Origin of the sequence: Flavobacterium alvei (genome assembly GCF_002920895.1) — a bacterium.
Lineage (GTDB): Bacteria > Bacteroidota > Bacteroidia > Flavobacteriales > Flavobacteriaceae > Flavobacterium > Flavobacterium alvei.
In genome coordinates this window covers 1-24,497 of sequence record NZ_PQVG01000004.1, presented here as the reverse complement: position 1 = coordinate 24,497, position 24,497 = coordinate 1, and the positions used below count along the sequence as shown (strand labels likewise).

Annotated in this window: 24 protein-coding genes and 1 tRNA gene; 11 read left to right on the top strand and 14 right to left on the bottom strand. The window is 35.1% G+C overall.

Going from position 1 to position 24,497, the window contains the following annotated elements:
• Positions 1–33 precede the first annotated feature (33 nt).
• Entirely contained in the window at positions 34–1,308 is a 1,275-nt protein-coding gene (locus C3L50_RS07645) for an MFS transporter (RefSeq protein ID WP_103805589.1), read from the top strand.
• Between the two features lies 1 nt (position 1,309).
• Positions 1,310–1,765 (top strand): DUF2062 domain-containing protein, encoded by a 456-nt coding sequence (locus tag C3L50_RS07640; RefSeq protein WP_165783987.1) that lies wholly within the window; start codon positions 1,310–1,312, stop codon positions 1,763–1,765.
• Between the two features lie 4 nt (positions 1,766–1,769).
• On the opposite strand, the gene C3L50_RS07635 is transcribed toward C3L50_RS07640, so the two are convergent.
• The 7 genes from C3L50_RS07635 to C3L50_RS07610 all read right to left on the bottom strand — a co-directional run bounded on the left by C3L50_RS07635 (position 1,770) and on the right by C3L50_RS07610 (position 6,431).
• Complete coding sequence (locus C3L50_RS07635) at positions 1,770–2,201, bottom strand: phosphate-starvation-inducible PsiE family protein (RefSeq protein WP_103805587.1); 432 nt, start codon at positions 2,199–2,201, stop codon at positions 1,770–1,772.
• 49 nt (positions 2,202–2,250) lie between these two features.
• Positions 2,251–3,579, bottom strand: coding sequence for an amidohydrolase (locus tag C3L50_RS07630; protein WP_103805586.1), 1,329 nt, complete (start codon positions 3,577–3,579; stop codon positions 2,251–2,253).
• An 80-nt stretch (positions 3,580–3,659) separates the two neighbouring features.
• Positions 3,660–4,121: an AraC family transcriptional regulator gene (locus tag C3L50_RS07625; RefSeq protein ID WP_103805585.1), complete on the bottom strand. Its 462-nt coding sequence runs from the start codon at positions 4,119–4,121 to the stop codon at positions 3,660–3,662.
• A gap of 92 nt (positions 4,122–4,213) precedes the next feature.
• Positions 4,214–4,978 carry a UDP-2,3-diacylglucosamine diphosphatase gene (locus tag C3L50_RS07620; protein ID WP_103805584.1) on the bottom strand — a complete coding sequence of 255 codons (765 nt, stop codon included), beginning with the start codon at positions 4,976–4,978 and terminating at the stop codon, positions 4,214–4,216.
• Positions 4,979–5,001: 23 nt separating this feature from the next.
• Positions 5,002–5,454: a 6-pyruvoyl trahydropterin synthase family protein gene (locus C3L50_RS07615; RefSeq protein ID WP_103805583.1), complete on the bottom strand. Its 453-nt coding sequence runs from the start codon at positions 5,452–5,454 to the stop codon at positions 5,002–5,004.
• Positions 5,455–5,486: 32 nt separating this feature from the next.
• On the bottom strand, positions 5,487–5,663 hold the full coding sequence (locus C3L50_RS16310) for a hypothetical protein (RefSeq protein ID WP_165783986.1): 177 nt from the start codon (positions 5,661–5,663) through the stop codon (positions 5,487–5,489).
• A gap of 3 nt (positions 5,664–5,666) precedes the next feature.
• Entirely contained in the window at positions 5,667–6,431 is a 765-nt protein-coding gene (locus tag C3L50_RS07610; protein WP_103805582.1) for an enoyl-CoA hydratase/isomerase family protein, read from the bottom strand.
• Between the two features lie 103 nt (positions 6,432–6,534).
• Between C3L50_RS07610 and C3L50_RS07605 the strand changes: the two genes are divergently transcribed.
• Positions 6,535–6,608: transfer RNA gene (locus C3L50_RS07605), tRNA-Ala, on the top strand.
• A 68-nt stretch (positions 6,609–6,676) separates the two neighbouring features.
• Here the strand turns inward: C3L50_RS07605 and C3L50_RS07600 are convergent.
• Positions 6,677–8,707 (bottom strand): M13 family metallopeptidase, encoded by a 2,031-nt coding sequence (locus C3L50_RS07600; protein WP_103805581.1) that lies wholly within the window; start codon positions 8,705–8,707, stop codon positions 6,677–6,679.
• Positions 8,708–9,032: 325 nt separating this feature from the next.
• Here C3L50_RS07600 and C3L50_RS07595 point away from each other — a divergent pair, with 325 nt between their 5' ends.
• The 8 genes from C3L50_RS07595 (at position 9,033) to C3L50_RS07560 (ending at position 15,774) form a co-directional block, all read left to right on the top strand.
• Complete coding sequence (locus tag C3L50_RS07595) at positions 9,033–9,347, top strand: HPF/RaiA family ribosome-associated protein (protein WP_103805580.1); 315 nt, start codon at positions 9,033–9,035, stop codon at positions 9,345–9,347.
• Positions 9,348–9,560: 213 nt separating this feature from the next.
• Positions 9,561–12,050, top strand: coding sequence for an AsmA family protein (locus tag C3L50_RS07590; protein WP_103805579.1), 2,490 nt, complete (start codon positions 9,561–9,563; stop codon positions 12,048–12,050).
• A gap of 90 nt (positions 12,051–12,140) precedes the next feature.
• Positions 12,141–12,818 (top strand): tRNA (guanosine(46)-N7)-methyltransferase TrmB, encoded by a 678-nt coding sequence (gene trmB / locus C3L50_RS07585; RefSeq protein WP_103805578.1) that lies wholly within the window; start codon positions 12,141–12,143, stop codon positions 12,816–12,818.
• 25 nt (positions 12,819–12,843) lie between these two features.
• Positions 12,844–13,476, top strand: a complete 633-nt coding sequence (locus tag C3L50_RS07580; protein WP_103805577.1) for a LysE family transporter — start codon at positions 12,844–12,846, stop codon at positions 13,474–13,476.
• Between the two features lies 1 nt (position 13,477).
• Positions 13,478–13,813, top strand: coding sequence for an MGMT family protein (locus C3L50_RS07575; protein WP_103805576.1), 336 nt, complete (start codon positions 13,478–13,480; stop codon positions 13,811–13,813).
• Positions 13,814–14,036: 223 nt separating this feature from the next.
• A complete protein-coding gene (locus C3L50_RS07570) occupies positions 14,037–15,161 on the top strand; it encodes an Mrp/NBP35 family ATP-binding protein (protein WP_103805575.1) in 1,125 nt (374 codons plus the stop codon).
• 39 nt (positions 15,162–15,200) lie between these two features.
• A complete protein-coding gene (locus C3L50_RS07565) occupies positions 15,201–15,440 on the top strand; it encodes a NifU family protein (protein ID WP_103805574.1) in 240 nt (79 codons plus the stop codon).
• A gap of 7 nt (positions 15,441–15,447) precedes the next feature.
• Complete coding sequence (locus C3L50_RS07560; protein WP_103805573.1) at positions 15,448–15,774, top strand: 2Fe-2S iron-sulfur cluster-binding family protein; 327 nt, start codon at positions 15,448–15,450, stop codon at positions 15,772–15,774.
• A gap of 70 nt (positions 15,775–15,844) precedes the next feature.
• On the opposite strand, the gene C3L50_RS07555 is transcribed toward C3L50_RS07560, so the two are convergent.
• From C3L50_RS07555 to C3L50_RS07530, 6 genes are all read right to left on the bottom strand, one after another.
• A complete protein-coding gene (locus C3L50_RS07555) occupies positions 15,845–18,562 on the bottom strand; it encodes a beta strand repeat-containing protein (RefSeq protein WP_103805572.1) in 2,718 nt (905 codons plus the stop codon).
• Positions 18,559–19,038 (bottom strand): T9SS type A sorting domain-containing protein, encoded by a 480-nt coding sequence (locus C3L50_RS07550; RefSeq protein ID WP_103805571.1) that lies wholly within the window; start codon positions 19,036–19,038, stop codon positions 18,559–18,561. Before C3L50_RS07550 ends, C3L50_RS07555 begins: the two co-directional genes overlap by 4 nt.
• Positions 19,039–19,200: 162 nt before the next feature.
• Complete coding sequence (locus C3L50_RS07545; RefSeq protein WP_103805570.1) at positions 19,201–20,379, bottom strand: acyl-CoA dehydrogenase family protein; 1,179 nt, start codon at positions 20,377–20,379, stop codon at positions 19,201–19,203.
• A gap of 121 nt (positions 20,380–20,500) precedes the next feature.
• On the bottom strand, positions 20,501–21,904 hold the full coding sequence (locus C3L50_RS07540; RefSeq protein ID WP_103805569.1) for a carbohydrate porin: 1,404 nt from the start codon (positions 21,902–21,904) through the stop codon (positions 20,501–20,503).
• Positions 21,905–21,956: 52 nt separating this feature from the next.
• Positions 21,957–23,462, bottom strand: coding sequence for a GIY-YIG nuclease family protein (locus C3L50_RS07535; protein WP_103805568.1), 1,506 nt, complete (start codon positions 23,460–23,462; stop codon positions 21,957–21,959).
• A 115-nt stretch (positions 23,463–23,577) separates the two neighbouring features.
• Positions 23,578–24,240, bottom strand: a complete 663-nt coding sequence (locus C3L50_RS07530; protein ID WP_165783985.1) for a tRNA1(Val) (adenine(37)-N6)-methyltransferase — start codon at positions 24,238–24,240, stop codon at positions 23,578–23,580.
• Positions 24,241–24,497 lie beyond the last annotated feature (257 nt).

The window sequence follows — 24,497 nt, the reverse complement described above, 5'->3', positions numbered from 1 at the left end:
TCGAGCAACGAAAAAATATTTGAATAATAGTTTATGAATGAGAAAATAAGAGATCCCTACGCAGCCTTGCGTTACAAAGAATTTAATCTGTTTTTGGTGTTGCGATTTGCAATGGTTTTTGCTTGGTCAATGCAGTTTATCATCATTGAATGGGAAGTCTATAGTCTGACCAAAAGTGCCCTTTCACTGGGAATGATTGGATTAATGGAAGTGATTCCAGCCATTGCAATGGCTTTATTTGCGGGACATATTGTCGATCAAAAGGAGAAAAAAGGAATGTTGGTCAAATGTATTTTTGGTTTTTCCATCATTAGTTTTGGCTTGTTTTTATTGACCTGGCCGAGAATAGTAACCCATTGGTCAACCGATACGATTTTATATTCTATTTATTTTTTAGTGTTTTTAGGAGGCTTGGTTCGTTCTTTTTTGGGGCCGACCATTTTTTCGCTTTTGTCCTTGATAGTTCCCAAAAAAGTCTATCCCAATGCAGCCACTTGGAGCAGTTCGGTTTGGCAAATTGGTTCGGTCGTTGGGCCAGCCGTGGCGGGATTTTCCATTACTTGGATAGGCGTGCATTGGTCGATGTGTTCCATTTTTGCCTGTTCTGTTTTTTCATTATTGATTTTGACACAAATTTCTAAAAAGCCTATTTTGAATCCAAAAATCGGAGAACCCGTGATGGAAAGTTTGAAAGAAGGCATCAAATTTGTTTACACCAACAAATCCGTTTTGGGAGCTTTAACGCTCGATATGGTGGCGGTTCTTTTTGGTGGAGCCGTGGCACTTTTACCCATTTTTGCCCAAGATATTTTGAAAGTTGGCCCTGAAGGCTTTGGTATTTTAAGAGCTGCGCCAGCCGTTGGAGCTTTATTGACGATGTTTGTTTCGGCGCATTTGCCTTTTTATAAAAACGCGGGAATCAAATTGTTGGCAGCTATTTTCGGATTCGGTGTTTGTATTATTGTTTTCGGACTTTCCACTTGGTTTTGGCTCTCGGTTTTTGCCTTGTTTATGAGCGGTGTTACCGATGGAATTTCGGTGGTGATTCGCCAGACGATTTTGCAACTCAAAACTCCCGATTCTATGCGAGGTCGTGTGGCAGCGGTGAATTCCATATTTGTAGGTTCGTCTAATGAGTTGGGTGCTTTCGAAAGTGGTTTGACCGCCAAATTGATGGGAACGGTTACTGCGGTAGTTTTTGGTGGAAGTATGACGCTTTTAATCGTGGTTTTTACGGGAATCAAATTGCCTGGATTTAGAACATTAGATTTGCAAAAAGATTTGGAAGATCACGAAAACCATAAATAATTTGAGGGCGAAGTTAAATACGGTAAAAGACAAAACTACGGCTCTTTTGAAACAAGGCTTGACTCCAAAGGAATTAAGTCAAAGCATTATTGTGTCTGGGTTGATTTCGACCATTCCCATTCTTGGCGTGAGCACTTTTATGATTACCACGGTTTCCCTCAAACGAAAATTGAATTTACCAGTAATGATTGCACTCAGTTATTTGATGTGGCCGTTACAAATTCTGTTGATTATTCCTTTCATCCGAATAGGCGAATTTATTTTTTCCGTCCCTCGAAATCATCATACAGTTGATGAAATTATCATTTTTTTTCAAAATAGTTTTTTCCAAGCCTTAAGCCATCTTTCTTTCGAATTGCTTTGTGGTTTGGGAGGTTGGTTGCTGACGGCTGTTCCTGTTGCCGTGATGGCTTATTGGGTTTCGCTATTGTTTTTGAAGGAGAAAATAATTTCTTAAAGTTTTATTTTTCACATTTTTTATATTTCAATAAAAAATGAGCTAGACCAAGAGCACTTATTAGTAGTGCTAATCCAATAATCATATTAGGATCTGAATGTTTCAGGTCAAGAGTAATTATTTTGTTAGCAACAGCAACAATAGCAATTTGTACAATTGGAACGGTGGGTATCTCTTCGGAAGTTATAATTAATACTAAAGATTTTATAAGTTCGTATCCAACGGCTATTATCAAAACTAAATTAAATATACTCAATAAATCAGATACGTCAAGCAACAAAAAAAAAGGAGTTGGATCAATCGCTTTCTGAACAACTAAATATATCAGATGAGCTGAACCCAAAATTAAGCTAAAGGTCATCATTCCAATCAAAAAACGAATCACATTTTTATTGATTTTTAAAATAACAGTTGTGAATGTATCTTGGTTTTTCATTTTTTTTGTCGATTTTGGTTCTAAAATAAAGTAGATTATTTCAGTGAATTTATTTGCTAAACATTTCTAATAATGCCGTAGTTCCAATGGATATTCCAAAAGGAATGGCTGTCAAATCTACCTGAAAATCGCCGTTATGATTGTAAAATGGAAACATTTTCCCTTCCTTATTCGCTCGGGCAGTAACTTCGGGATTGGCAATTCCTACCAAAATATAATCATAAACTGTTTTGGGTTGGTCTTTTACCAAATGTTGAAAATCCTCAGAACCCATAGTGGCAGGAATTCCTTGAATGTTTTTGTTTGGACCGACAATTTTTTCCAGTGCTGGATTTATTTTTTCGACCATTGCTTTGTCGTTTTTTAGCGGAATAACATACTGTTTTTTATTCATCGTTGGGTACAAATCTTTAGGAAGATTGTTGGCAAAAGCAATCCCCTCATTGATTCTGTTGATGCCGTCAATCATTAAATCCCTATCGGCGTCATTAAACCAACGCAAATTCAATTTCAGCGTTGCCGAAGCCGGAATTACATTGTTGTCGATTCCTGAATTTATGGCTCCCACAGTAACGACAGCCGCTTTTTGAGGATCCATATTTCTACTTATTAGAGTTTGATATTGAAAGATAGCATTGACAGCCATAACAATTGGGTCTTTGGCTAGATGTGGAGACGAACCGTGACCGCCAATTCCGTAAAAAGTAACGTCTAGTTGGTCAGCACCAGCCATTCGTTCACCAGCAGCATTCATATAATAGCCCACGGCAACAGGAGCAGTGTGCATTCCTAACAAATAATCAGGCACAGGTACTCCTTTTTTATACATTTCGGCAGCCATTGCATCACCACCACCACCAGGTTCTTCGGCAGGTTGACCAATCATTATCAAAGTTCCTTTCCAGTCGTTTTTCATCGTTACCATTATTTTGGCAATGGCAAGCATCCAAGTAGTATGCAAATCGTGACCGCAGGCGTGCATCACGGGAACTTCTGCGCCATCTTCTCTTTTAACCATTTTTGTACTAGCATAAGGCAAACCCGTAGTTTCTTTTACCGAATTGCAATCCATATCGGCTCGGTACATTATTATTGGACCATCACCGTTTTTTAGAATTCCAACGACTCCTGTTTTGCCAATTTCTGTCATTACAGTATAACCCAAACTTTTTAGTTCTTTGGCAACAATGGCAGCAGTTCTAACTTCCATAAAGCCCAATTCAGGATTTTGATGAATGTCTTTGAAGATTTTTTCGAGTCTGTTAGTATCCGAATTCGAAAGTTCTTTTACTTTTTTATAATCTATGGAAGATTGAGCAGAAATCGTTATGCAAGAAAGAAGGAGTGCAATAAATAGGAGTTGAGCCTTTTTTTTCATATTTAAATTGATTTAAAAGAGTATCAAATATATAGAAAAAAGCTATGAATTTAGATTGCTAAAAAATTATCCAAGTTTAATCATTCTATTGGAATGTAAAAATCAACAATGGCGATTTTTTCAGGATGTTCATTGAAGTTGTTGTGGTAGATTTCAAACGGATTTCGTTCTGCTTTTTTATATCCATTTTCGTTCATCCAAATGAAAAGACCCGTCCAGGATTTTTCAAATTCGTGGATTCCAATTTCAAAATGACCCACAATAAACTTCCCTTTTTCGATGGTGGTCAAGCCAATTTCACCGCTAACTTCGGTTTTTTCGTTTAAAATCAGGCAAGCGCTCATCCTGACTTTATCGGGATCGGTGATTTTAAAACTGTCGTGATAAATGGTAGCCATTTTAGAGTCTTCCTTCAAAAGCCCTTTGGGAGCAGCCCATTGAATGAGTTTGGCGTAAGCATTTCCCAAACCTTCGTGTCCAATTTGTGTAATGAAAGCCAATTCTAATGTTGGTATTTCCTTGATTTCAATATTTGCATTCATTTTCTTGGGGTTCTAAAGATTGCCTGTTAATTTAGTTTTGCTTTTGAATGAGAAAAATTTAATTAAAACTTATATATGCCTATGTGGTAAAATTATTTTGTTTCAAACTTCTTCACTTCAAAAGTCTCTCCATCAAAAACGCCATACGTAAAATAACTAATCCAGTCGCCTAGATTGACATATTTGGCATTTTCGCCAACAGGAACGATCATTGGCAAATGACGATGGCCAAAAACAAGGTAATCGTAATGCTTGGTTTCCAGTTTTCTTTTGGAATACAAAATCAGCCATTCGTTGTCTTCGCCAAGGAATTTCACGTCTTCATCGCCGGAAATCAGTTTGTTTTTCACCGAAAGATAATGTCCCAGTTTTACGCCAATGTCGGGATGAAGCCAACGAAAGAGCCATTTCGAGAACGGATTGGTAAAGACTTTTTTCATTCGTTTGTAGCCTTTGTCGCCGGGACCTTTTCCATCACCGTGACCAATGAGGAAGGTTTTTCCGTTGAAAGTATATTCTTGATTGTCGTGATAAACGGGAATGTTCAGCTCTTTTTCGAGATAATCGTTCATCCACAAATCGTGGTTGCCCACAAAGAAATAAATGGGAATTCCGCTGTCACGAATTTCGGCCAATTTGCCCAAAACGCGCACAAATCCTTTGGGAACAACGGTTTTGTATTCGAACCAAAAATCAAATAAATCACCCAGTAGAAAAATCACTTCGGCATCTTTTTTGACTTCGTCGAGCCAAGCTACAAATTTTTGTTCTCTAGGAAAACTCAATTCAGGAGTTGGTGCGCCAAAATGCTGGTCGGAAGCGAAATATATTTTTTTGTTGGGCGTGATGATTTGCATAAAATTGAAATGGAGATTTTGAATTACAAATTATCACTCGCAAACCACTCGGCAAACGAAGATTCGGTTTCTTGCAATTTCAAGGAAAAAAGTTTGATATTTTCGGGCAATCTACCGATAATTCTTTTTGAAAAATCGACTACCATATTTTCGCTCGTAGGTTGGTAATCGACCAAAATTACGTGGTGACCTCGGGATTTTAGTTCATTGGCCAATTCAATATGCGGTGTGGTTCCGTTGAAAACAGAGGCGTGGTCAAATTGGTCAACGATTTCTTCTTTCACGATTTTTTTCAAATCGGTAAAATCAATAACCATCCCAAATTTTGCATTGTTGCGGTCTGTTATGGGTGTTCCAATTACGGTAACCGACAATTTATAACTGTGACCGTGCACGTTTTTGCATTTGCCATCATAACCGTAAAGGGCGTGACCGGTTTCGAAACCAAACTGTTTTGTAATCCTTATTTTGCTCATTCTATTTTTATTTGAGTGCAAATTTAGTGAATCTACTCCTTTTTGTCTCCTTTTTTCGCCCGATAATACATCCAATAGGCTAGGCCAACCAATATAACAAAAGGAAGATAAGAGCCTATTACGACACCAATTTGATAACCGTTGTCTGGTGCGTTTTTTAGTTTTTCTTCGACATTTACTTGTAGCAAAGGCAAGATGAGGTGTGTCATTGTTTATTTTTTAAGTTGAGACAAGGCTTTTCTTGAAAAATCCGAGAGCACCAATTTTCCCGAAATTTCGGCTCTTTCATATAATAGAGTATTCCAGATTTCGGTTCCTTTCCAAAGCACTTTTTTCATTTCGAATAAAGCTTCCGGGTTGTAACTGGCTAGTTTATTGGCCAAAGTCGTAATTTCTTGGTCTAATTTTTCTTGTGTTTCCAATACTTTGGCATACAATCCTTTTTGGCCTGCCCAAGCGGCGGTTTTCCATTCCGTGTCTAAAGCCATTTCGGCCGTGGCACTTTTTCCTATTTTTCTGCTCACGGCAGGTTCAATCACGAAAGGCCCAATTCCTATGGTTAATTCTGATAATTTTATCGAACTTTCGGTTGTTGCCAAGGCATAATCACAGGCTGATATAATTCCTACTCCGCCACCAACGGCTTTTCCGTGAATTCTTCCAATTATAATTTTTGAACAAGTTCGCATTGCATTCAAGACATTGGCAAAACCCGAAAAGAATTCTGTGGCTTCTTCGAGATTGGAAACAACCAACAATTCGTCAAAAGAAGCTCCAGCACAAAAGGCTCCTGAACCACTGCTTTTTAAAATAATAACCGAAACAGCTGAATTAGTGCTTAAATTATGGAGTTCATTGGTCAATCGATTCAATAAATCACTCGGAAAAGAATTGCTCGCAGGATGACCAAATTCGAGGGTTGCGATTTTGTTTTCGATAGTTGTGATAATAGAACCGTTTAAATTTTCTGAAAGCATTGCACTGATTTTGATGTAAAGTTAAAAATATTAAGACAAGCAGGATATTTTTTTTCAAAATTTGCTTTGTGCTATATTTATATGTTATATTTGCCACTCGATTGGGGGATTAGCTCACTTGGCTAGAGCGCTTGCCTGGCAGGCAAGAGGTAACCGGTTCGATTCCGGTATTCTCCACAAAAAAACCATAATTACTTTCTGGAGTAATTATGGTTTTTATTTTAATGAAGTTTTAAATATTGAATTTACCAGATTTTAACCCTTTTATCGGGAGCTAAATATAAAGAATCAGTAGGTTTTATGTTGAATGCAGTGTAAAATTCTGGAATGTTTCTCACCACTCCATTAACCCTGTATTTGTCGGGAGAATGCGGGTCACTTGCCATAAGACTTCGTAGGGCTTCTTCACGAATTTTTCCTAAAAAACTTTGGCCAAAGGCAATAAACACACGTTGATCCCCTGTGAAACCATCTATAACGGGAGATTCCTTGCCATTAAGGCTTTCTTTGTAGGCTTTCAATGCTATAGTTAGTCCTCCTAAGTCTCCAATATTTTCTCCTAGTGTAAATTCACCATTTACATTGAGATCAGGAAATATTTTGAATCCATTGTATTGGGTCACTAAAGCAGCTGTTTTTTGTTTAAAGGCAGTTAAATCTTCTGGCGTCCACCAGTTGCGCATCACACCGTCACCATCAAAAGTACTTCCTTGGTCGTCAAATCCATGTCCAATTTCATGTCCAATTGTTGCGCCAACTCCGCCGTAATTTGCTGCATCTTCAGCCAATAAATCAAAGTAGGGTGGTTGCAAATAGGCTGCTGGAAAAACAATTTCGTTTAATGTTGAATTGTAATAGGCATTTACTGTTTGGGGTGTCATTTCCCACTCTGTTCTATCAACTGGTTTGCCTAATTTGGCGATTTGTCTATTGTTTTCAAAGACAGCGGCTCTTTGTAAGTTGCCAAAAAGGTCACCTTTGACTACTTTTAAGGAGGAATAATCTCTCCATTTGTCAGGGTATCCAATTTTTAGAGTGAATTTAGATAATTTATCCAAGGCTTGCTTTTTAGTTTCAAGACTCATCCAATCCAAATTTTTAATGCTTTCGCCATAAGCTTTTAGAAGATTTTTTACTAAAACAGTTACTTTTTCTTTTGCTTCAGGTGAAAAATGCTTTTTAACATATACTTTTCCAACAATTTCACCAAGATTATCATTTACTCTTTGAACTCCTCTACGCCACAGTGGTACTTGTTTTTTCATTCCCCAAAGGGTTTTACCTTTGAATTCAAAGTTTTGAATATCTAAAGCAGCGTTCAAATACTTTGCTGAATTGTCAATTGTATTCCATTTTAGATAGGCTTTCCAAGTGTTTAATGAAGTTGTTTTTATGATAGAACTTAGCGATTTAATGTATTCTATTTGTGTGACAGTTATATTTTTTTGATTAATAATCCCTGCATTCTTAAACATTAAACTCCAGTTAAAATCAGGCATAAGAGTATTTAAATCCTTTATTTCATACTTGTTGTAAAGTTTAACCATATCTCGTGTTTCCTCTTTTTTCATATGCTTACCAGCCAAAGTGGTTTCTAATGCCATAATTTTAGGAGCAAGTTCAGACGAATTTTCTACGCCACCCAATTGGAGCATTTTTGCAATATGAGTTACATATTTTTTGCGTATTTCTTTTGATTTGTCGTCTTCAAGAATATAATATTCTCTATCAGGAAGTCCCAAACCACTTTGCCAAGTATAAAGCATATATTGATTTGGATCTTTAAAATCTACTGTAATTCCAATTGCAAGAGGGATATTGATACCAATACTATTGGCATAACCAAAATAGCCAGCTAAGTCAGAATAGTTTGAAATGGCATTTATCTTTTTGAATTCAGGCAGTAATGGTGCGATTCCAATTTTTTCTCTATTAATGGTATCCATATAGGCTTCATAAAAATCACCAATTTTTTGTTCATCTGAACCATAAGCAAATTTTCCTTTAGATGCATTTTCAATTATGGCTTTTACATCCTCTTGTGCTTTATCATTAATTAGTGTTGAAGATCCATAATAGGCCTTGTCAGATGGTATTTCGTTGTTTTTTAACCAAGTGCCATTGACATAATCATAAAAATTATCTCCAGGGTTTACCTTAGTGTCCATGTTTTTTAGGTTTATTCCAGATACTAGAGATTCTTTTTTGGTATAGGCGAAAAGAAGAATTAAAACTAAAAAAAATGAAGTTTTGAGAAGAATGGATTTGTTTTTCATGAGTTTAATTTTTTTTGTAAATTCAAATATAGCTAAAAATGAAAGGGAATGTATTGATAGCCAGTAATTTTATTGATGCAAATGTCAACCTCCTAGAAATTTAATTTTGGATGAAATTATACGTATCATATGAATCAAATAAGTTTTACTATTTTTTAATTTTTATCCTTTTAATCTGGCAAACTCTTTTTCTCTTTTCTCTATTGTTAATTGCCTTAAATAAAGAAAAATTTTGCCCTGTATTTATTTCATAAAGTTTTATTAATTGAACTGTTTTTATAAAAATAACTCGCTATTTTTGAGACAATCAATAAATAATTTACTTATGAAAATTCAATTTAATACAGACAAGAACATTGAAGGTCACGAAAGATTAGAAAAATTTTTCAGTTCAGAATTAGAAAAAGAGTTAGCTCGTTTTGACGATAAAGTAACTCGAATTGAGGTGCATCTTGGAGACGAAAATAGCGACAAAGGCGGAGTAAACGATAAACGTTGTATGATAGAAGCTCGCCCAGCCAAAATGCAACCTATTGCTGTAACTGCTCACGCCGATTCGATAGAAAAAGCCTTTTTTCAGGCAACAGAAAAAATAAAGAAAGTTTTAAATACTACTTTTGACAAACAAGCAGTACGCTAAGTTTTTTTTAAAGGAATTTTAATAAATTCGTTTTTAAGCAGTCTAAAAAAAAGTTTTTTAGACTGCTTTTTTTATGGATAATTCTGAATTCTTTTTGGTATGCTTTATTCTAGATAGTAATGAACTAAGTGTTTGATTCTTAGTGAAAAATTCAAAAAATATTTTATTTAATAAAACATATATTATCTTTATTTAAATTAAAGGTATTGGAGTATGAAAAAGTTAGCCGATAAAGCCAAAGTTATTAGAAAAACCTTCAAAATAATTGGTATATTCTTTCTGAGTTTATTTGCTTTAATGCTGGTAAGTGCGATTGGCTTACGTATTTATTTCGAAAAAAATAAAACCGAAATAGTAAAAAAAATCAATACTCAAATTAATGATAATATTCTGGGAGAAGCCAAAATTGGAGACATTGGATACAAATTCTTAGTAGGATTCCCGAATTTCACTGTGGTTTTGAAAGATGTAGAGTTGAAAGATAGTTTGTTTGCCATTCACAAACGTCCTGTTCTGAAAGCGGGTGAAATTGAAGTGCGTTTGAATGTTTTAAGTTTATTGAAAAAAGAAGTCAACATTCACAAAATTGTCATTCACAACGCAACTATTGACTTGTTTAAAGACAAAAACGGAGTTAGCAATTCTACTATTTTTAAGCCTAAAAAAAAAGAACCCAAAAAGGAAAGCAGCACCACAACTTCTATTGATGAGGTGGTTTTGAAAAATGTTACTTTTATTTCTGAAAACCAAAAAGGGAACAAACTATTTCATTTTCAGATAGAATCTTTAAAAAGTAAAATTGAGTACACTGACGAAGGTTGGAAAACCAAAGTCAATCTGAAAACCTTTGCCAAAAGTCTTGCATTTAATGTTTTGAGAGGGAGTTTTGTGAAAGACAAGTCAATAGAAGGCAAACTGGCGGTTGATTTTTCGAGTGAAAAAAATCTCATTTCGGTAGTTACTGAAGATTTTGAAATAGGAAGAGATCCTTTTACTATCAAAGCTCATTTTAATATCGGGAAAGGCAATTCTTTATTTGATATTGATATTAGAACTAAGATTTTATGGAATAATGCCTCTAATTTATTGGCCAATAATATTAGTTCAAAGCTTAACAAATTTGCTTTAAAAGTTCCACTTGCAGCATCTTGTGTCATAAAAGGTGATATGAGTGTTGTGGGTGATCCCGAAATTGTGGTTAATGCTGTTATAAAAGACGATGAACTTAAAACCTCATATGGCGCGGTAAAAAATTGTAGTTTTAATGGAAAATTCACTAATAATTACAAAAATGGTTTGGGTTGTAACGATGCTAATTCAGCTATAATTATCACTGATTTCAAGGGCGAATACAAAGAAATTCCATTAGAAATTCCTTCAGCTATTATCAATAATCTTGAAAAACCTGTGGCAACTGGAAAATTTAATTCAGAATATGACGTAGTTAAATTGAAAAATTTGATTAATGAAAATTTCATCAAATTTTCAGCAGGAACAGCCAAAGTAAACCTCGATTTTAAAGTTGATATTGTCGATTTGAGGCTGAATAAGCCTCGTTTTACTGGAGCTATTGCTATTAAAGACGCCAGTTTTTATTATAGACCCAAAAATGTTACTTTTCAAAAGACAAACATAGACTTACAATTTACCCAAGAGGCTTTGTTGATAAAACAAATCAAATACCAAAGAAAACAGAATATTGTTTTTTTAGAAGGAAGAGTGGATAATTTTCTCAATTTATATTATGATGCGCCCGAAAAAATGATTGTTAATTGGAAAATCTACAGTCCTTATTTAGATGTTAAACAAATAGTGAATGTTTTGTCCTATCACGATAAATCAACTCCCACAAAGAGGAAAACCCAATCCCATTCTCAATCATCCGATCAATTTCAAAATGTATTTAGTAAATCGCAAGTAAATCTTGATTTGGCGGTCGATAAAATGGCGTTCAACAAAATGTTGGCCAATAATTTTAAGATTAATATCAAAATGATTAACGGCGGATTATATGTCAAAAACGGATTGATTCAAGGCAGAAACGGAAGCTCGTTAAGATTTGATGCCCAATTGATTCCAAAAAATGGACTAATGCATTTCAAATCCAATCTAAAATTAAATGAGGGTAATATTTCTAATTTTTTAGCCTCGTTCAATAATTTTGGCATAAAATCTTTTGGTCCAAACAATATAAAAGGGAAACTTTCACTTTCTGCATCACTTTTAGGAGTCCTTAATGCAAATAATGAGTTAAACAAAAAATCTATTATAGGAAACGTCAATTTTCAAGTTAAAGATGGGGCATTAATTAATTTTCAACCCATTCAAAAAATAGGAAAAATTGTTTTTTCTAATAGAGATGTAAGCCACATTGCTTTTAGCGATTTATACGGAATCACGACCATAAAAGGTGAACAAATAAAGGTTAATGAGTTGAAAATCACATCGAATGTTTTGAATATAGATGTAAAAGGCGATTATTCTTTGTCGCATTCTGGGACTAATCTAGGGGTGAGAATTCCGTTGAGAAATCCAAAAGAGGATTATAAAATTACCGACCCAAAAGCAAGAGAAACGGCTCGATACAAAGGAATTGTTGTAAGCGTACTCGTAGTTGACGGTAAAAATGGTGAAACTAAAATTAAATTAGGCAAAATAGCTGAAGAAACTCCAAAAGAAACCCAAAAGGCTAAAAAGAAATAGGATTTGGATTCCGTCTTATTATATTTCCCTAATTTTGCCAGCCAAAACCTTTAGGTCGAATTGTAAGAAGTAAAAATATTTTATAAAAAAGTGGGAAGTAAAAATAAATTAAAAAGATTCAAGGAAAACGAAACATTCAACAATGTTTTTCAACCTTCAAGAGAAGAAGTAGTAGGCAATTTGTTTCCGCTTAGAGGCAAATGGAATGCCGATTTTTTCAAAAACGACAATCCAATAGTTATTGAATTAGGTTGCGGAAAAGGAGAATATTCTGTTGGACTTGCTGAAAAATATCCCAATAAAAACTTTGTTGGCATCGATATCAAAGGAGCGCGTTTTTGGCGAGGTGCCAAGACTGCAGTAGAAACCGGTTTGCATAATGTAGCTTTCATTCGTACCCAAATCGAATTAATCAACCATATTTTTGCCGAAAATGAAGTCGATGAAATTTGGATTACTTTTCCCGATCCTCAAATCAAATACAAGCGTACCAAACATAGAATGACCAATTCAGATTTTCTGCAATTGTATAAAAAAATCCTCAAAAAAGATGGAGTTGTCAACCTGAAAACCGATAGCGAATTTATGCACGGATATACTCTTGGGTTGCTGCACGGCGAAGGTCACGAGGTGTTGTATGCCAATCATAATGTGTATGTAAATGAAGGAAGTCCCGAAGAAGTGACTGCTTTTCAGACTTTTTACGAAAAGCAATATTTAGAAATCAACAAAGCCATTACTTATATTCGATTTAAAATTAAAGAATAATCTTTTCAACTCCGACAAATCTTAAATGAATTATATAACGCCCCTATTTTTTGGTTTTATTAGTGCTTTTATAGGAATTATTCCACCCGGATTAATCAATATGACAGCGGCAAAAGTAAACCATAAAGAAGGAAAACGAAATGCGTTATGGTTTGTGTTTGGAGCAGTTTTAATCATTTGTGTTCAAGTTTTTTTCTCCATTTTATTTGCAAAAGTTATTAATCGACGACCAGATTTGGTGACTTTATTGCGCGAAATTGGATTCGGAATATTTTCAACTTTGACGGTCTATTTTTTATGGCTTGCCAAGAAACCAAAAGACAAAACCAAAAAATACACTCAAAACAGTAAAGCCAATCGTTTTTTTCAGGGAATGTTGCTTTCCTCTCTCAACTTTTTCCCAATTCCTTATTATGTTTTTGTGAGTATTACATTAGCATCCTATCAACTGTTTTCATTTGAAAAAACGACAATTTTAATATTTGTAAACGGCGTTTTAATAGGCTCTTTTCTGGTCTTTTATTTGTATATTTCTTTTTTTAACAAAATTGAAAATAAAAGAGATTTCATAATGAAAAATATGAATACAATTATTGGTTGTATCACAGGATTGGTTTCAATAATTACTTTGATTAATATCATAAAATATTATTGGTAAAATGGGTAAGTCAGCCGATAATTTTTTCGAAAAAGTCTATGCTGTCGCAAGACAAATCCCATACGGAAAAGTCACTTCTTATGGTGCCATCGCAAAAGCATTGGGCGCAGCTCGGTCAGCCAGAATGGTGGGTTGGGCAATGAATGCTGCACATAATCTTGAAGATGTTCCAGCACATCGTGTGGTAAATAGAAAAGGACTTCTGACCGGAAAACACCATTTTGATGGAACAAATCTAATGCAACAATTGCTCGAAAGTGAAGGAATTATTGTTGTAGATAATCAAATTGTCGATTTAGAAAAACATTTTTGGACGCCAGAAATGAGTTTGCATTAATTATTTTTAAAAATTATTAAAACATTCATTTACTGCCGAAGCAATTTCTGCTTAATTAAAAATTAAAACTCATTATTGTTTCTTTATTTCCAAAATTAGAACTCCTTAAACATTGTCACTATACAACTTCTTCACTATATTTGTAGTCAAGAATTTAATAGATTCAGTTTAAATAAATATAATATTTCAGTTGAGTAATTTCAGTTGAAAACACAGTTAGAATATGAAATTAGATAAAAAAGAAATCCTTAAAGCATTAGAAACCATCACGGTTGCAGGCGAAGGAAAAAATATGGTTGAAAGCGGTGCCATTGCAAACGTAGTGACCTTTGGAGATGAAGTAATTGTTGATTTAGTATTGCACGTTCCAGCGTTACATATTAGAAAACGTGCCGAAGACGATATCAAAAAAACTATTTTGGAGAAAATTTCACCAGAGGCTAAAATAATTATTAATGTCAAAGTTGAGGCTCCAGAAAAAAGTATCGCTCCAGACAAATCAATACCTGGAATCAAAAATATAGTAGCTGTTGCTTCAGGAAAAGGTGGGGTAGGAAAATCTACTGTTACCGCAAACTTGGCTGTAACGCTAGCAAAAATGGGATTCTCAGTAGGGATTCTCGATGCCGATATTTACGGCCCATCCATGCCAATAATGTTTGATGTAGAGAGTGCAAAACCACTTTCGGTCGAAGTGGATGGTAAATCAAAAATGAAACCTATCGAAAATTATGATGTCAAAATACTTTCGATAGGATTTTTTACTCCTGCAAATCAAGCGATAATGTGGCGTGGGCCAATGGCTGCAAAAGCTTTAAATCAAATGATTTTTGATGCTGATTGGGGCGAATTAGACTTTTTATTGATTGATTTGCCACCAGGAACAGGAGATATTCATTTGTCCATAGTTCAAGCTTTACCACTTACAGGTGCAGTTGTCGTGAGTACACCACAAGCCGTGGCTCTTGCCGATGCAAAAAAAGGGGTTGCCATGTTTATGTCAGAAGCTATAAATGTTCCTGTTTTGGGAATTATAGAAAATATGGCTTATTTTACACCAGAAGAATTGCCTAATAATAAATATTATATTTTTGGAAAAGAGGGAGCGAAAAATCTTGCTGAGGATTTAGCAATACCATTTTTGGGAGAAGCTCCAATAGTACAATCTATTCGTGAAGCAGGAGATTTTGGTCGTCCGGCAGCCTTGCAAACAGGGTCAGTTATAGAAACTGTTTTTGAGAATATCACTAGAAATGTAGTTCAAGAAGTAGTGAACAGAAACGAAAACTTGCCTGCTACCGAAGTGGTGAAAATAACAACAATGTCAGGTTGTTCATCCAAAAAATAATAGCAAAACTCGTTTAGAAGGGAAATTAATTTAAATAAAATGACTACAGAAGAATTAACAACAAACATTTTGAAAGCGCTCGAAGAAATTCGTCCTTTTTTAAATTCTGATGGAGGAGATATACAACTTGTTTCTGTTGAAGATGGAAAACATGTGAAAGTTCGTCTTCAAGGTGCTTGCACTAATTGCAGTGTAAATCACATGACGCTTAGAGCAGGCGTAGAGACAACTATCAAAAAATATGCGCCTCAAATCGAAACGGTTGTTAATGTTGGATAATTGATTTATGGATATAACAATAAAGATTAAAGATCGAAAAGGTCAAATACACGAAGTTAAAGCCCCAACAGATATGGCATTGAACTTAATGCATGTTGTTCGTGCCTATGAGCTTGAACCTGTTGGAACAATTGGTTTGTGTGGCGGAATGGCCATGTGTCACACCTGTCAATGTTACACAACAAATGATGTCGCTTTGCCTGAAAAAAGAGAAGCTGAATTGGCGACCCTTTCGAGATTGCCAAATACAAAATCTAACAGTCGTTTGAGTTGTCAAATCCCAGTTACCAAAGAATTGGATGGATTGGAAATAGAAATAGCACCATTATTTTAGGTTGTAAAAATGCATAAAAAAAGGATTTTCAGAGATGAAAATCCTTTTTTGTTTTTATAGATATTTTTTATTAAAAGCTAACGGTGTTTACTGTGCTAGAAGCCGATGAGGTAAAAGTAGATTTCAATGTTGCACCAGAAGTCGAATAGGTTCCACCAGTATATAAACCCCAAGCAGTTGAGTTTCCGACAAAGCTTCCACCAGTGTAAGTTCCTCCAAAATATATTTGATAACTAGTGCTTGCTGCTACACTTGGACTTGAAAAATGGAAGTAGTAAACTGCATTTTTAGGTTTGAAAGTAGCTAACTCTGTTCCGGATGCTGTTCTAATATGAATCAAAGAAGTTGCTGCTAATGAGGCACTCGATTTTAAATACATTCCACGTTGTGTAGAAGTGGTGCTCATTGATTTTGTCATACTAGCATTCGATCCGCCTGAAATAAGTACACCACCATTCATATTGAAAGTACCATTAAAATCGATTCCTTCTTCTGGCGATGCAGTTGGTCCGGTAACAATGGTTGTTCCACCAGTTATTGTTATGTTTCCGTTACTATCTATAGCGTCTTTTCCAGCAACAATTACCACTCCGCCAGAAATATTCAATTGGCTACCATCATTACTTTCAGTTCCACCCGCAACGGTTCCATAAGTAGCATTAATTCCGTCATTGGAAGCTGTAATATTGGTAACTCCACCTGTAAAATTGATTATTGGTGCTTCTACTCCTTCGCCCATTGCGGTTACAGAAGAAATGGCATTGACAATTGTATTTCCACCACTAATGGTTACAGAAACGTCAGAATGAATTCCGTCATCGGTAGAATTTATAGTGTTTGTTCCGTTCAAAATACTGATTGCACTAGTCGCCACAATAGTTTTTGGGTGTGCATAATCCGTTCCCGAAACTAAAAATCGTGCTCCTGTTGTAGTAATATTCAAGGTTGGGCTTGTACTTACTGTTCCGATAGTCATTGTTCCATCGGCTTTCAAGCCTTTTCCACCAGTGCCTGAACTTGATGTGGTTATGGTTCCAGCATTGATAACCAAATTGGCATCGGTTGTAATGGCTGCTGAAGAATAGGAATCGACAGTTCCTGTTGTATTGGTGTAAACGGCACCATTTCCTGTTGTAGTTACATTAATTGTTCCTCCATTTATAGTAATATTTCCATCGGCAGAAATTCCTTTTGTTCCTGTTGCAGCGGTTGTTCCAATTACAGTAACAGAGCCCGAATTGATAGTAATTGTTCCTGTTGCTTTTAAACCCGAAGGATAAGAAGTGTCATAACCGCTACCCGAAGCCGTAAGAACAGTTGCGCCTGAAAGATTTGTGGTCGTTGTTCCACCATCAACACTGATGTTTCCATCGGCTTTTATGGCTTTTCCAGAGGCGCCAGAATTGGTTATTGTGATTTGAGCAGTTCCTGAAATGGCGACATTCAAATCGGCAGAAATTCCTTTTCCGTCAGTTCCAGAATTGGTTATATTTACTATTCCACCAGAAATGTTGATATTAGTATCTGATGTGAAACTTGCGGTCGAAAAACTATCGGCAATGCCTAATATATTGGTATAAATTCCGCCATTTCCAGCGGTATTGGTAGTAATATTTCCAGCTGTAATATTGATTTCTCCATTGGCAGAAAAGACTTTCCCACCATTGGCTCCAGCCAAAGAATTTATAGTAAAAGTTCCACCGTTAACCGCAATTATTCCATCCGATTTTATTGCCGAACAATACGAAGGATCAAACCCGCTTCCTGATGCCGTAAGAACGGTTGCTCCAGAAATTGTGATTGCAAAAGTTCCGCTAGTAATGGTAATATTTCCTTTGGCGCTAATCCCTTTAGATTGTGCTCCAGAAACCGTCAAATTTATAGTACCACCCGTAATTGCAATAGTGCCAGTTCCTGTTTTAATGGCTTTTACATCAGCAGCAGTTGAAGTAACATTAATTGTTCCTCCACTTATAGCAATGGCAGCATCGCCAGCATCAATCCCGTCTCCCAAAGAAGAAAGCACGTTTACCGTTCCGTTGCTCATCACAAATCCTTCGGAATGCAATCCATCCGAAGCAGCTGAATTTATAGTAGTTGTCCCGTTCAAAACCGTGATAGTCGAAGAGGTATTGATACCGTGTTTTTTGATTCCGTTAATTACCAAAGTTCCCGAATCCTGAATAACAATAGGTCCATTTGTTGTAATCGTACCGTTTTTTGTGCTTGTCGAACCGTCCGAAAGCGTATTGGTTGTTCCTGATTTCAACAAAATATTGGTGGTTTTTGCCCCCGAAACAGTTAACGCTGCTCCGTTAGGGTTAGTCAAGGTCAAATTATTTAAAACCAAATTGACTGCCAAATCAGTTGTTATTGTTAGACTTCCATTGGTCGATGAACCTAAAATATTGTATTCTAAATTTGTAATTCCCGAAGCTGCTGTGACCACGACCGTTCCTGCAGTTGCCGTAATCGTTACGCCAGATGTCGCATACGGATTGATAATCGTGGCATCATCTGTCCCATTATAGATGATGTAAATTTTGTCTAGATTGACCGTATTTGTTGTAAAAGTCAAACTGTCAATCATTGTTTTTTGAATGTTCAAAGTATTCGTTGCATCAGAAAGTTTGAATTTAGTATAAGTACTTTCTAGCTTAATGCTATCTACTGCCGTTAATTCCTTGGCATACATCGTGTTGCCAGAATTGTGAACTCTTATTTTTTGTTGTCCAAAAGAAAGGTTTGTCAATAATAAAAGTAATCCAAGAAGATATATTTTTCTCATTTTTTGCTGAATTTAATCGTTAAACCATTTACTTGAACAAGGTAGAATCCTGAAGATAAACGAGACACATCAATTTCCTGATTGTTTTGATAAACTCCTTCCAAGACTAATTGACCCGTTAACGAATAGATTTTGGTGTCTAAATTTTCGACAGCATCCGATTTAATTTTAATGCTATTCGAACTTGGATTTGGATACAGTACCAAACTATTTTTATTTTCTCCAAAAGTGGTTGTTGAAAGTGAATTCGAGAAAGTTATTTTTCTAATAATACTCACAGGAATGGTTGTTGGAGTGGTGCTTGCGTCAATTTTTACATATAAATTATCCGAAGCAAAATAGAGTTTTCCAGTGGTTGCAATATTAAAGCCTTGAGTAGTTCCGCTATAATAAGTAATCGTTACTCCTGTTTGAGCAAAGGAATTTAAGCTTATCAGCAACAGAAGTAGGGATGTGATTTTTTGAAGTTTTTCCATAATTTTTCTTTTTAATAGTCAAAGGAAATAATTTTTGAAATCACAAAAAAAAGAATGAGGTAAATGGCTAATTTGTAAAGGTAAAACAGTTTTTTGACATCAATATAAACGCAAAAAACTTCTCGAAATGAAAAGTTTTTATAGTAATTGTAAGTTTGAAATTTATTTAAAGGCAGAAATTCCCGTGATGTCCATTCCTGTAATCAATAAATGAATGTCGTGAGTTCCTTCATAAGTAATCACCGATTCTAAATTCATCATATGACGCATAATCGAATATTCGCCAGTGATTCCCATTCCGCCTAGCATTTGTCTGGCTTCACGAGCAATATGAATCGCCATATCCACATTGTTTCTTTTCGCCATCGAGATTTGTGCCGTGGTGGCTTTATCTTCGTTTCTCAAAACACCCAATCGCCAAGTCAATAACTGTGCTTTGGTGATTTCAGTGATCATTTCGGCTAATTTTTTCTGTTGTAGTTGGGTTCCAGCAATGGGTTTATCAAATTGAATTCTTTCTTTGGCGTAACGCAAAGCCGTATCGTAACAGTCCATCGCTGCTCCAATCGCTCCCCAAGCAATTCCAAAACGAGCAGAATCCAAACAGCCCAACGGCGCACCCAATCCTGATTTATTGGGCAATAAATTTTCTTTTGGCACTTTTACATTATCAAAAATCAATTCTCCTGTTGCTGAGGCTCGAAGCGACCATTTATTATGAGTTTCGGGTGTCGAAAATCCTTCCATTCCGCGTTCTACAATCAAACCGTGAATTCTTCCTTCTTCATTTTTTGCCCAAACAATGGCAATATCTGCAAAAGGCGCATTGGAAATCCACATTTTGGCACCATTCAAAAGATAGTGGTCACCCATATCCTTGAAATTGGTAATCATACTTCCAGGATCGGAACCATAATTAGGCTCGGTCAAGCCAAAGCAACCCATCAATTCTCCCGAAGCCAGTTTGGGTAAATATTTCATTCGTTGTTCCTCATTTCCGTATTTCCAAATGGGATACATTACTAACGAAGACTGAACCGAAGCTGTGGAACGAACACCAGAATCGCCTCGCTCAATTTCTTGCATTATCAAGCCATACGAAATATGATCTAAACCAGCTCCGCCATATTTTTCAGGGATATAAGGACCAAAAGCACCGATTTCGGCTAAACCTTTGATGATTTGTTTTGGAAATTCTGCTTTTTGTGCAAAATCTTCTATGATTGGCGAAACCTCACGTTTGACCCATTCGCGTGCTGAATCACGAACTAATTTATGCTCTTCTGTCAATAATTCGTCAAGATTGTAATAGTCTGGAGCTTGAAATAAGTCTGGTTTCATAGTTGGAGAAGTTTATTTCACAAATCTACACAAAGAAATATAACAAAACAATAATGAAAAGTTATATTTATGAGTTTTTAAATCAATCTTGTTCGATTATTTCGTTTAGACAGATAATGAATTACCAAATCCACCATTCCATTTTAATACCTACATATTGTCCCCAACTTTTAGTGCCGCTTTGGGCAAGATAAGGTGAATAGAGGTTTTCGGCGGCAAATTTGTTGTAATGAGCCACGCTATACACAAATCTAAAATGAGGTCGTTCCCAAACATCTCGTTTGGCGGTTGGAACTAATGTAGGTGCAATAGTAAATTTGGTCATTTGTGCAAAATCTTGGGTGCCGTCTTTTCGCCAAGCAAAATCGAGTTCGTGCAATAAATGCAACCAATTATTAATATAATACGTTCCTCTTGCTCCAAAAGAAATATCTTGTTTCCGGTTGAACAACATTTGTTTTCCTAGATAATCTGGTGCTTTGTCTTTGCTGTCGCTGGCACCTTTACTTTTGGTATAAACAGCATAGCCGTTGAGCGAATATTTTTCGTTGAGATTCAATAAGAAAGTTTCGGTAAGGGCGATTGAATATGCTTTCTTGAAACTATTGGTTTCGAGGTTTGGCGCGCCATAAGTCATATAAGTTCGGCTGCTTCCTCCATCTCCTCCATTGGCAATTCCTGTTCCATAACGGGCGCTTACGGCATTGAATGAACCTGGAAGTTTGGTCGAAATGTTTTTGTTGTATTTCGCGCCAAGAACAAATCCATAATCGGCAGGATAGTTGTATTTTGTATTGGCATCTTTGGCTTCACCTGCCGGAAGACGTTGAAATTCTCCCATTAATTTTACATAACCCTTTTTAACTTGGATTTCGTGTTCTAAAATCGAAATATACCTATTACGCAATCCTAATGTAGGCGTCCCGTTAACGATGTTCAAATAAAAATTAGGTGGCAATGTCGAAGTAGTGTCGATAGAGCCCGTAAAAATAACCGAAAACTTGGTGTTTTTGTGTTGTATTCCCACGCCTTGACCAGAATGATCATCAAAATAATAATGGTCAATAATATGAATATCGTCGCCACGGAATAGTCTAGCTCCTATCCAGACACTCCAATCACTGCCCATAATGTTTTTGGCTTCTGCAAATAATTCGGGCATAGCGGTCGTGATTCCTCCAATAGATTTGTTGGATACATTGCCAATTAATTGTCCTTGGGTGGTGTAGAATGCAAATCGCGCCTGAACATTTATTTTGGTGATATCTTTATTAGCATTTGTAGGGCTAAAATGCATTGCTGTAGCCAATTCTAAGTAGTCATTTTCTTCGAATCGACCTCCAATAGAACCCATTCCGTTCAAATTGAGCGATTGCGGAAATTCGGCTGTCGTTCCTAGTCCATAACCAATCCCAGCGCGGCCATAAGTGCCAAACGAGAAATTCTTATTTGAAATTACTGGGGATTGAGCCAACAATCCTAGTGTTAAAAACAAGGTCAAAAAGAGGGAGAAATTTGTTTTCATAGTCTTGATGATGGGTTAGGGTTTGTTTGAATACTTATTTATAGAGCATTGTTTATTCTTCTAATATTTTATCTGAAAGGTCTAAACAATGACTTACTGCTCGTCTATGCTTTTCTTCTTTTCCAGTTTTATTCATCATTCGTAAATTAAAAAGTCGAATCGAGGAAGTTATTAATTCATTTTCAAGAGCGTTTTTGAAATCTTCTTGATTAGTTAAAACTATAATTTCATCTCCTTCTGTTTTCTCTTGAAATTCAATCCTTAAATCAAGTCTTAAAGATGGAATATTTTCTGACAGCAACTGAAAGGAATCATTATTCTGTTTAAGGTGCTTCAAATAAGGTACTTTTGAAACATACAACATAAATGTTAAAGAATTATCAGGTTCTTCAAACACAGATAAAACAGGTACCGAATTAATGTTAATTCTTGTAATGCAATTAGATTTTTTTAAGTATTTAGGTAAACAGGTTATATTCCAATAATTGAATTCGCTTGCCAAATAATTTGGGATTGCTGATTTAATATATTTTCTCAATAAATTTATTATCTCCTCAAAATATAACTTTTCTTTAAGTTTTAAATATCTGTCTTTAAATTTATTTCTTACTTCATCATTATTGAATTTGCTTCCTGTTAATGTATTGTAAGTTAAATCACTTACCCATTTTTCCTGATGGACATTATTAAAAACATTCAAAAAATCTATTTGTTTAAGATTACGAATTCTCAATCCTTTACTTTCAAAAATTGCTATTGTTGTATTTTCTTCTAAAAGTAATAAATCTTCAATTGTTTGTTTGAAATATATATTTAAAATGTCATTATGTTTTTTTAAATGCTGTTTGATTCGAACTTGAATTTTTTTTGCTTGTCCTATATAATATTCATTATTACTAAATTCAAGTATATAAATACCACTGCATTTTTCATCTTTCAAATTATGAAATCCATAATCGCTAATTGAAAATAATTTATTATTTTCTTTTGGAATTGTATGTTTTACTTTTTCAATTTCATTAATTTTTTTAAAGCGATCAATATTTTGAACTTCATTTAAAAGTAATTTGGCAATATCAATATTTGCTTTTTTAAACTGTTTTGTCAAATTATATATTTCGGCTCTCCATTGTAAAGCAACTTCATCGTCATAATCTAACAAATGATTTGAAAATAATTCAATAGATTTTTCATAATTTCCGTTAAAAAAATAGCAACCTCCTAAATAAAAATCTATACTAGTTAATTCGTTATTTAACAATTTTGCTTTTACAAAATCGCTAATTGCAAAATCATATTCATCTTTTGAATAATAACAAAAACCTCTATTATAAAATCCTAAAGCATATTTTGGATTTAATTCTAATGCTCGTGTAATATCAATAATTGCTTTATCAAATTCTTCTAATTCAATATAAGCTTTGCCTCTTGCACCGAAAAGAATATAATTTAACCCGTCTAATTCAATTTTTAAATTACTGTAGTTAATCATTCCAACAAAGTCTTTTTTGTTGAAGTAATTTGTCAAAGTTTCAATTATTTGAATTTGGTCACTCATTGTTTGTTGATCTCGTCTGTAAGGGCACAAAACTCTTTGCTTGCCACAATTCGATTCCTACCCAAATTTAAGAAATTATCTATTAATTAAAATCAAATTATAAAAAAAAGAAACATTACATCTTCAAATAAAAATCTTTCGTCAAGGCAATGTATTCTGGAGTATAAATATGTCGTGCGGTTTCGATGATTAATTCATCAATTGGGAAGTTGGTAATTTCATTTCGGCTAAAAGCCAAAAGACTGCGTTTAATTTCGGAGGTTGGAGTTCCTTTTACGCGGGTAATTTTTAGAGGGAATAATTCGTATTCATTGGCAAGAGCCAAGAATTTTTCTTCTTCCTTGAAAGGAATAATAACGGAGAAGATTCCGTTTTCGGAAAGTAATAAAGCGGCTGCTTCTATCAAATCTTCAAAAGGCATTGCATCTTGAAAACGTGCCAAATCGCGTTGGTCGTTGCTAGATTTGTAATCTTCGCTATAAAAAGGTGGATTGGAAACAATTAAATCGTACTCATCTTCGGGTTCTTCGACAAATTCGTCCAAGCCAGCGTGAAAACAAAACAAACGGTCGTTCCAAGGGGAGTTTTCAAAATTATCTGTTGCTTGTTCGTAAGCGTCTTCGTCAATTTCCAAAGCATCGATTTGTTCGGCAGCACTTCTTTGCGCCAACATCAAGGCAATAATTCCGGTTCCTGTTCCAATGTCCAAAATACTGAAAGGATTATTTTCAATCGGAGTCCAAGCGCCAAGCAAAACACCATCGGTTCCAATTTTCATTGCCGTTCGGTCTTGTTTGACTGAAAATTGCTTAAATTGAAACAAGGTGATTTATGATTGTAGATTAACGATTTTTGATTGTAGATTTAGAGCAACTGAATACTAATAACTGAACACTGACCACTAAATTAAAGGTATGACTAGTCCTAAATAATCGATACAGATTATTAGACAAATTTAAATAAATTAAACAGCATCAAAAACGTTTTTGGTGCTGTTTTTAGTTTTATAGGTTTTCATTAATATTTTATTTTGTT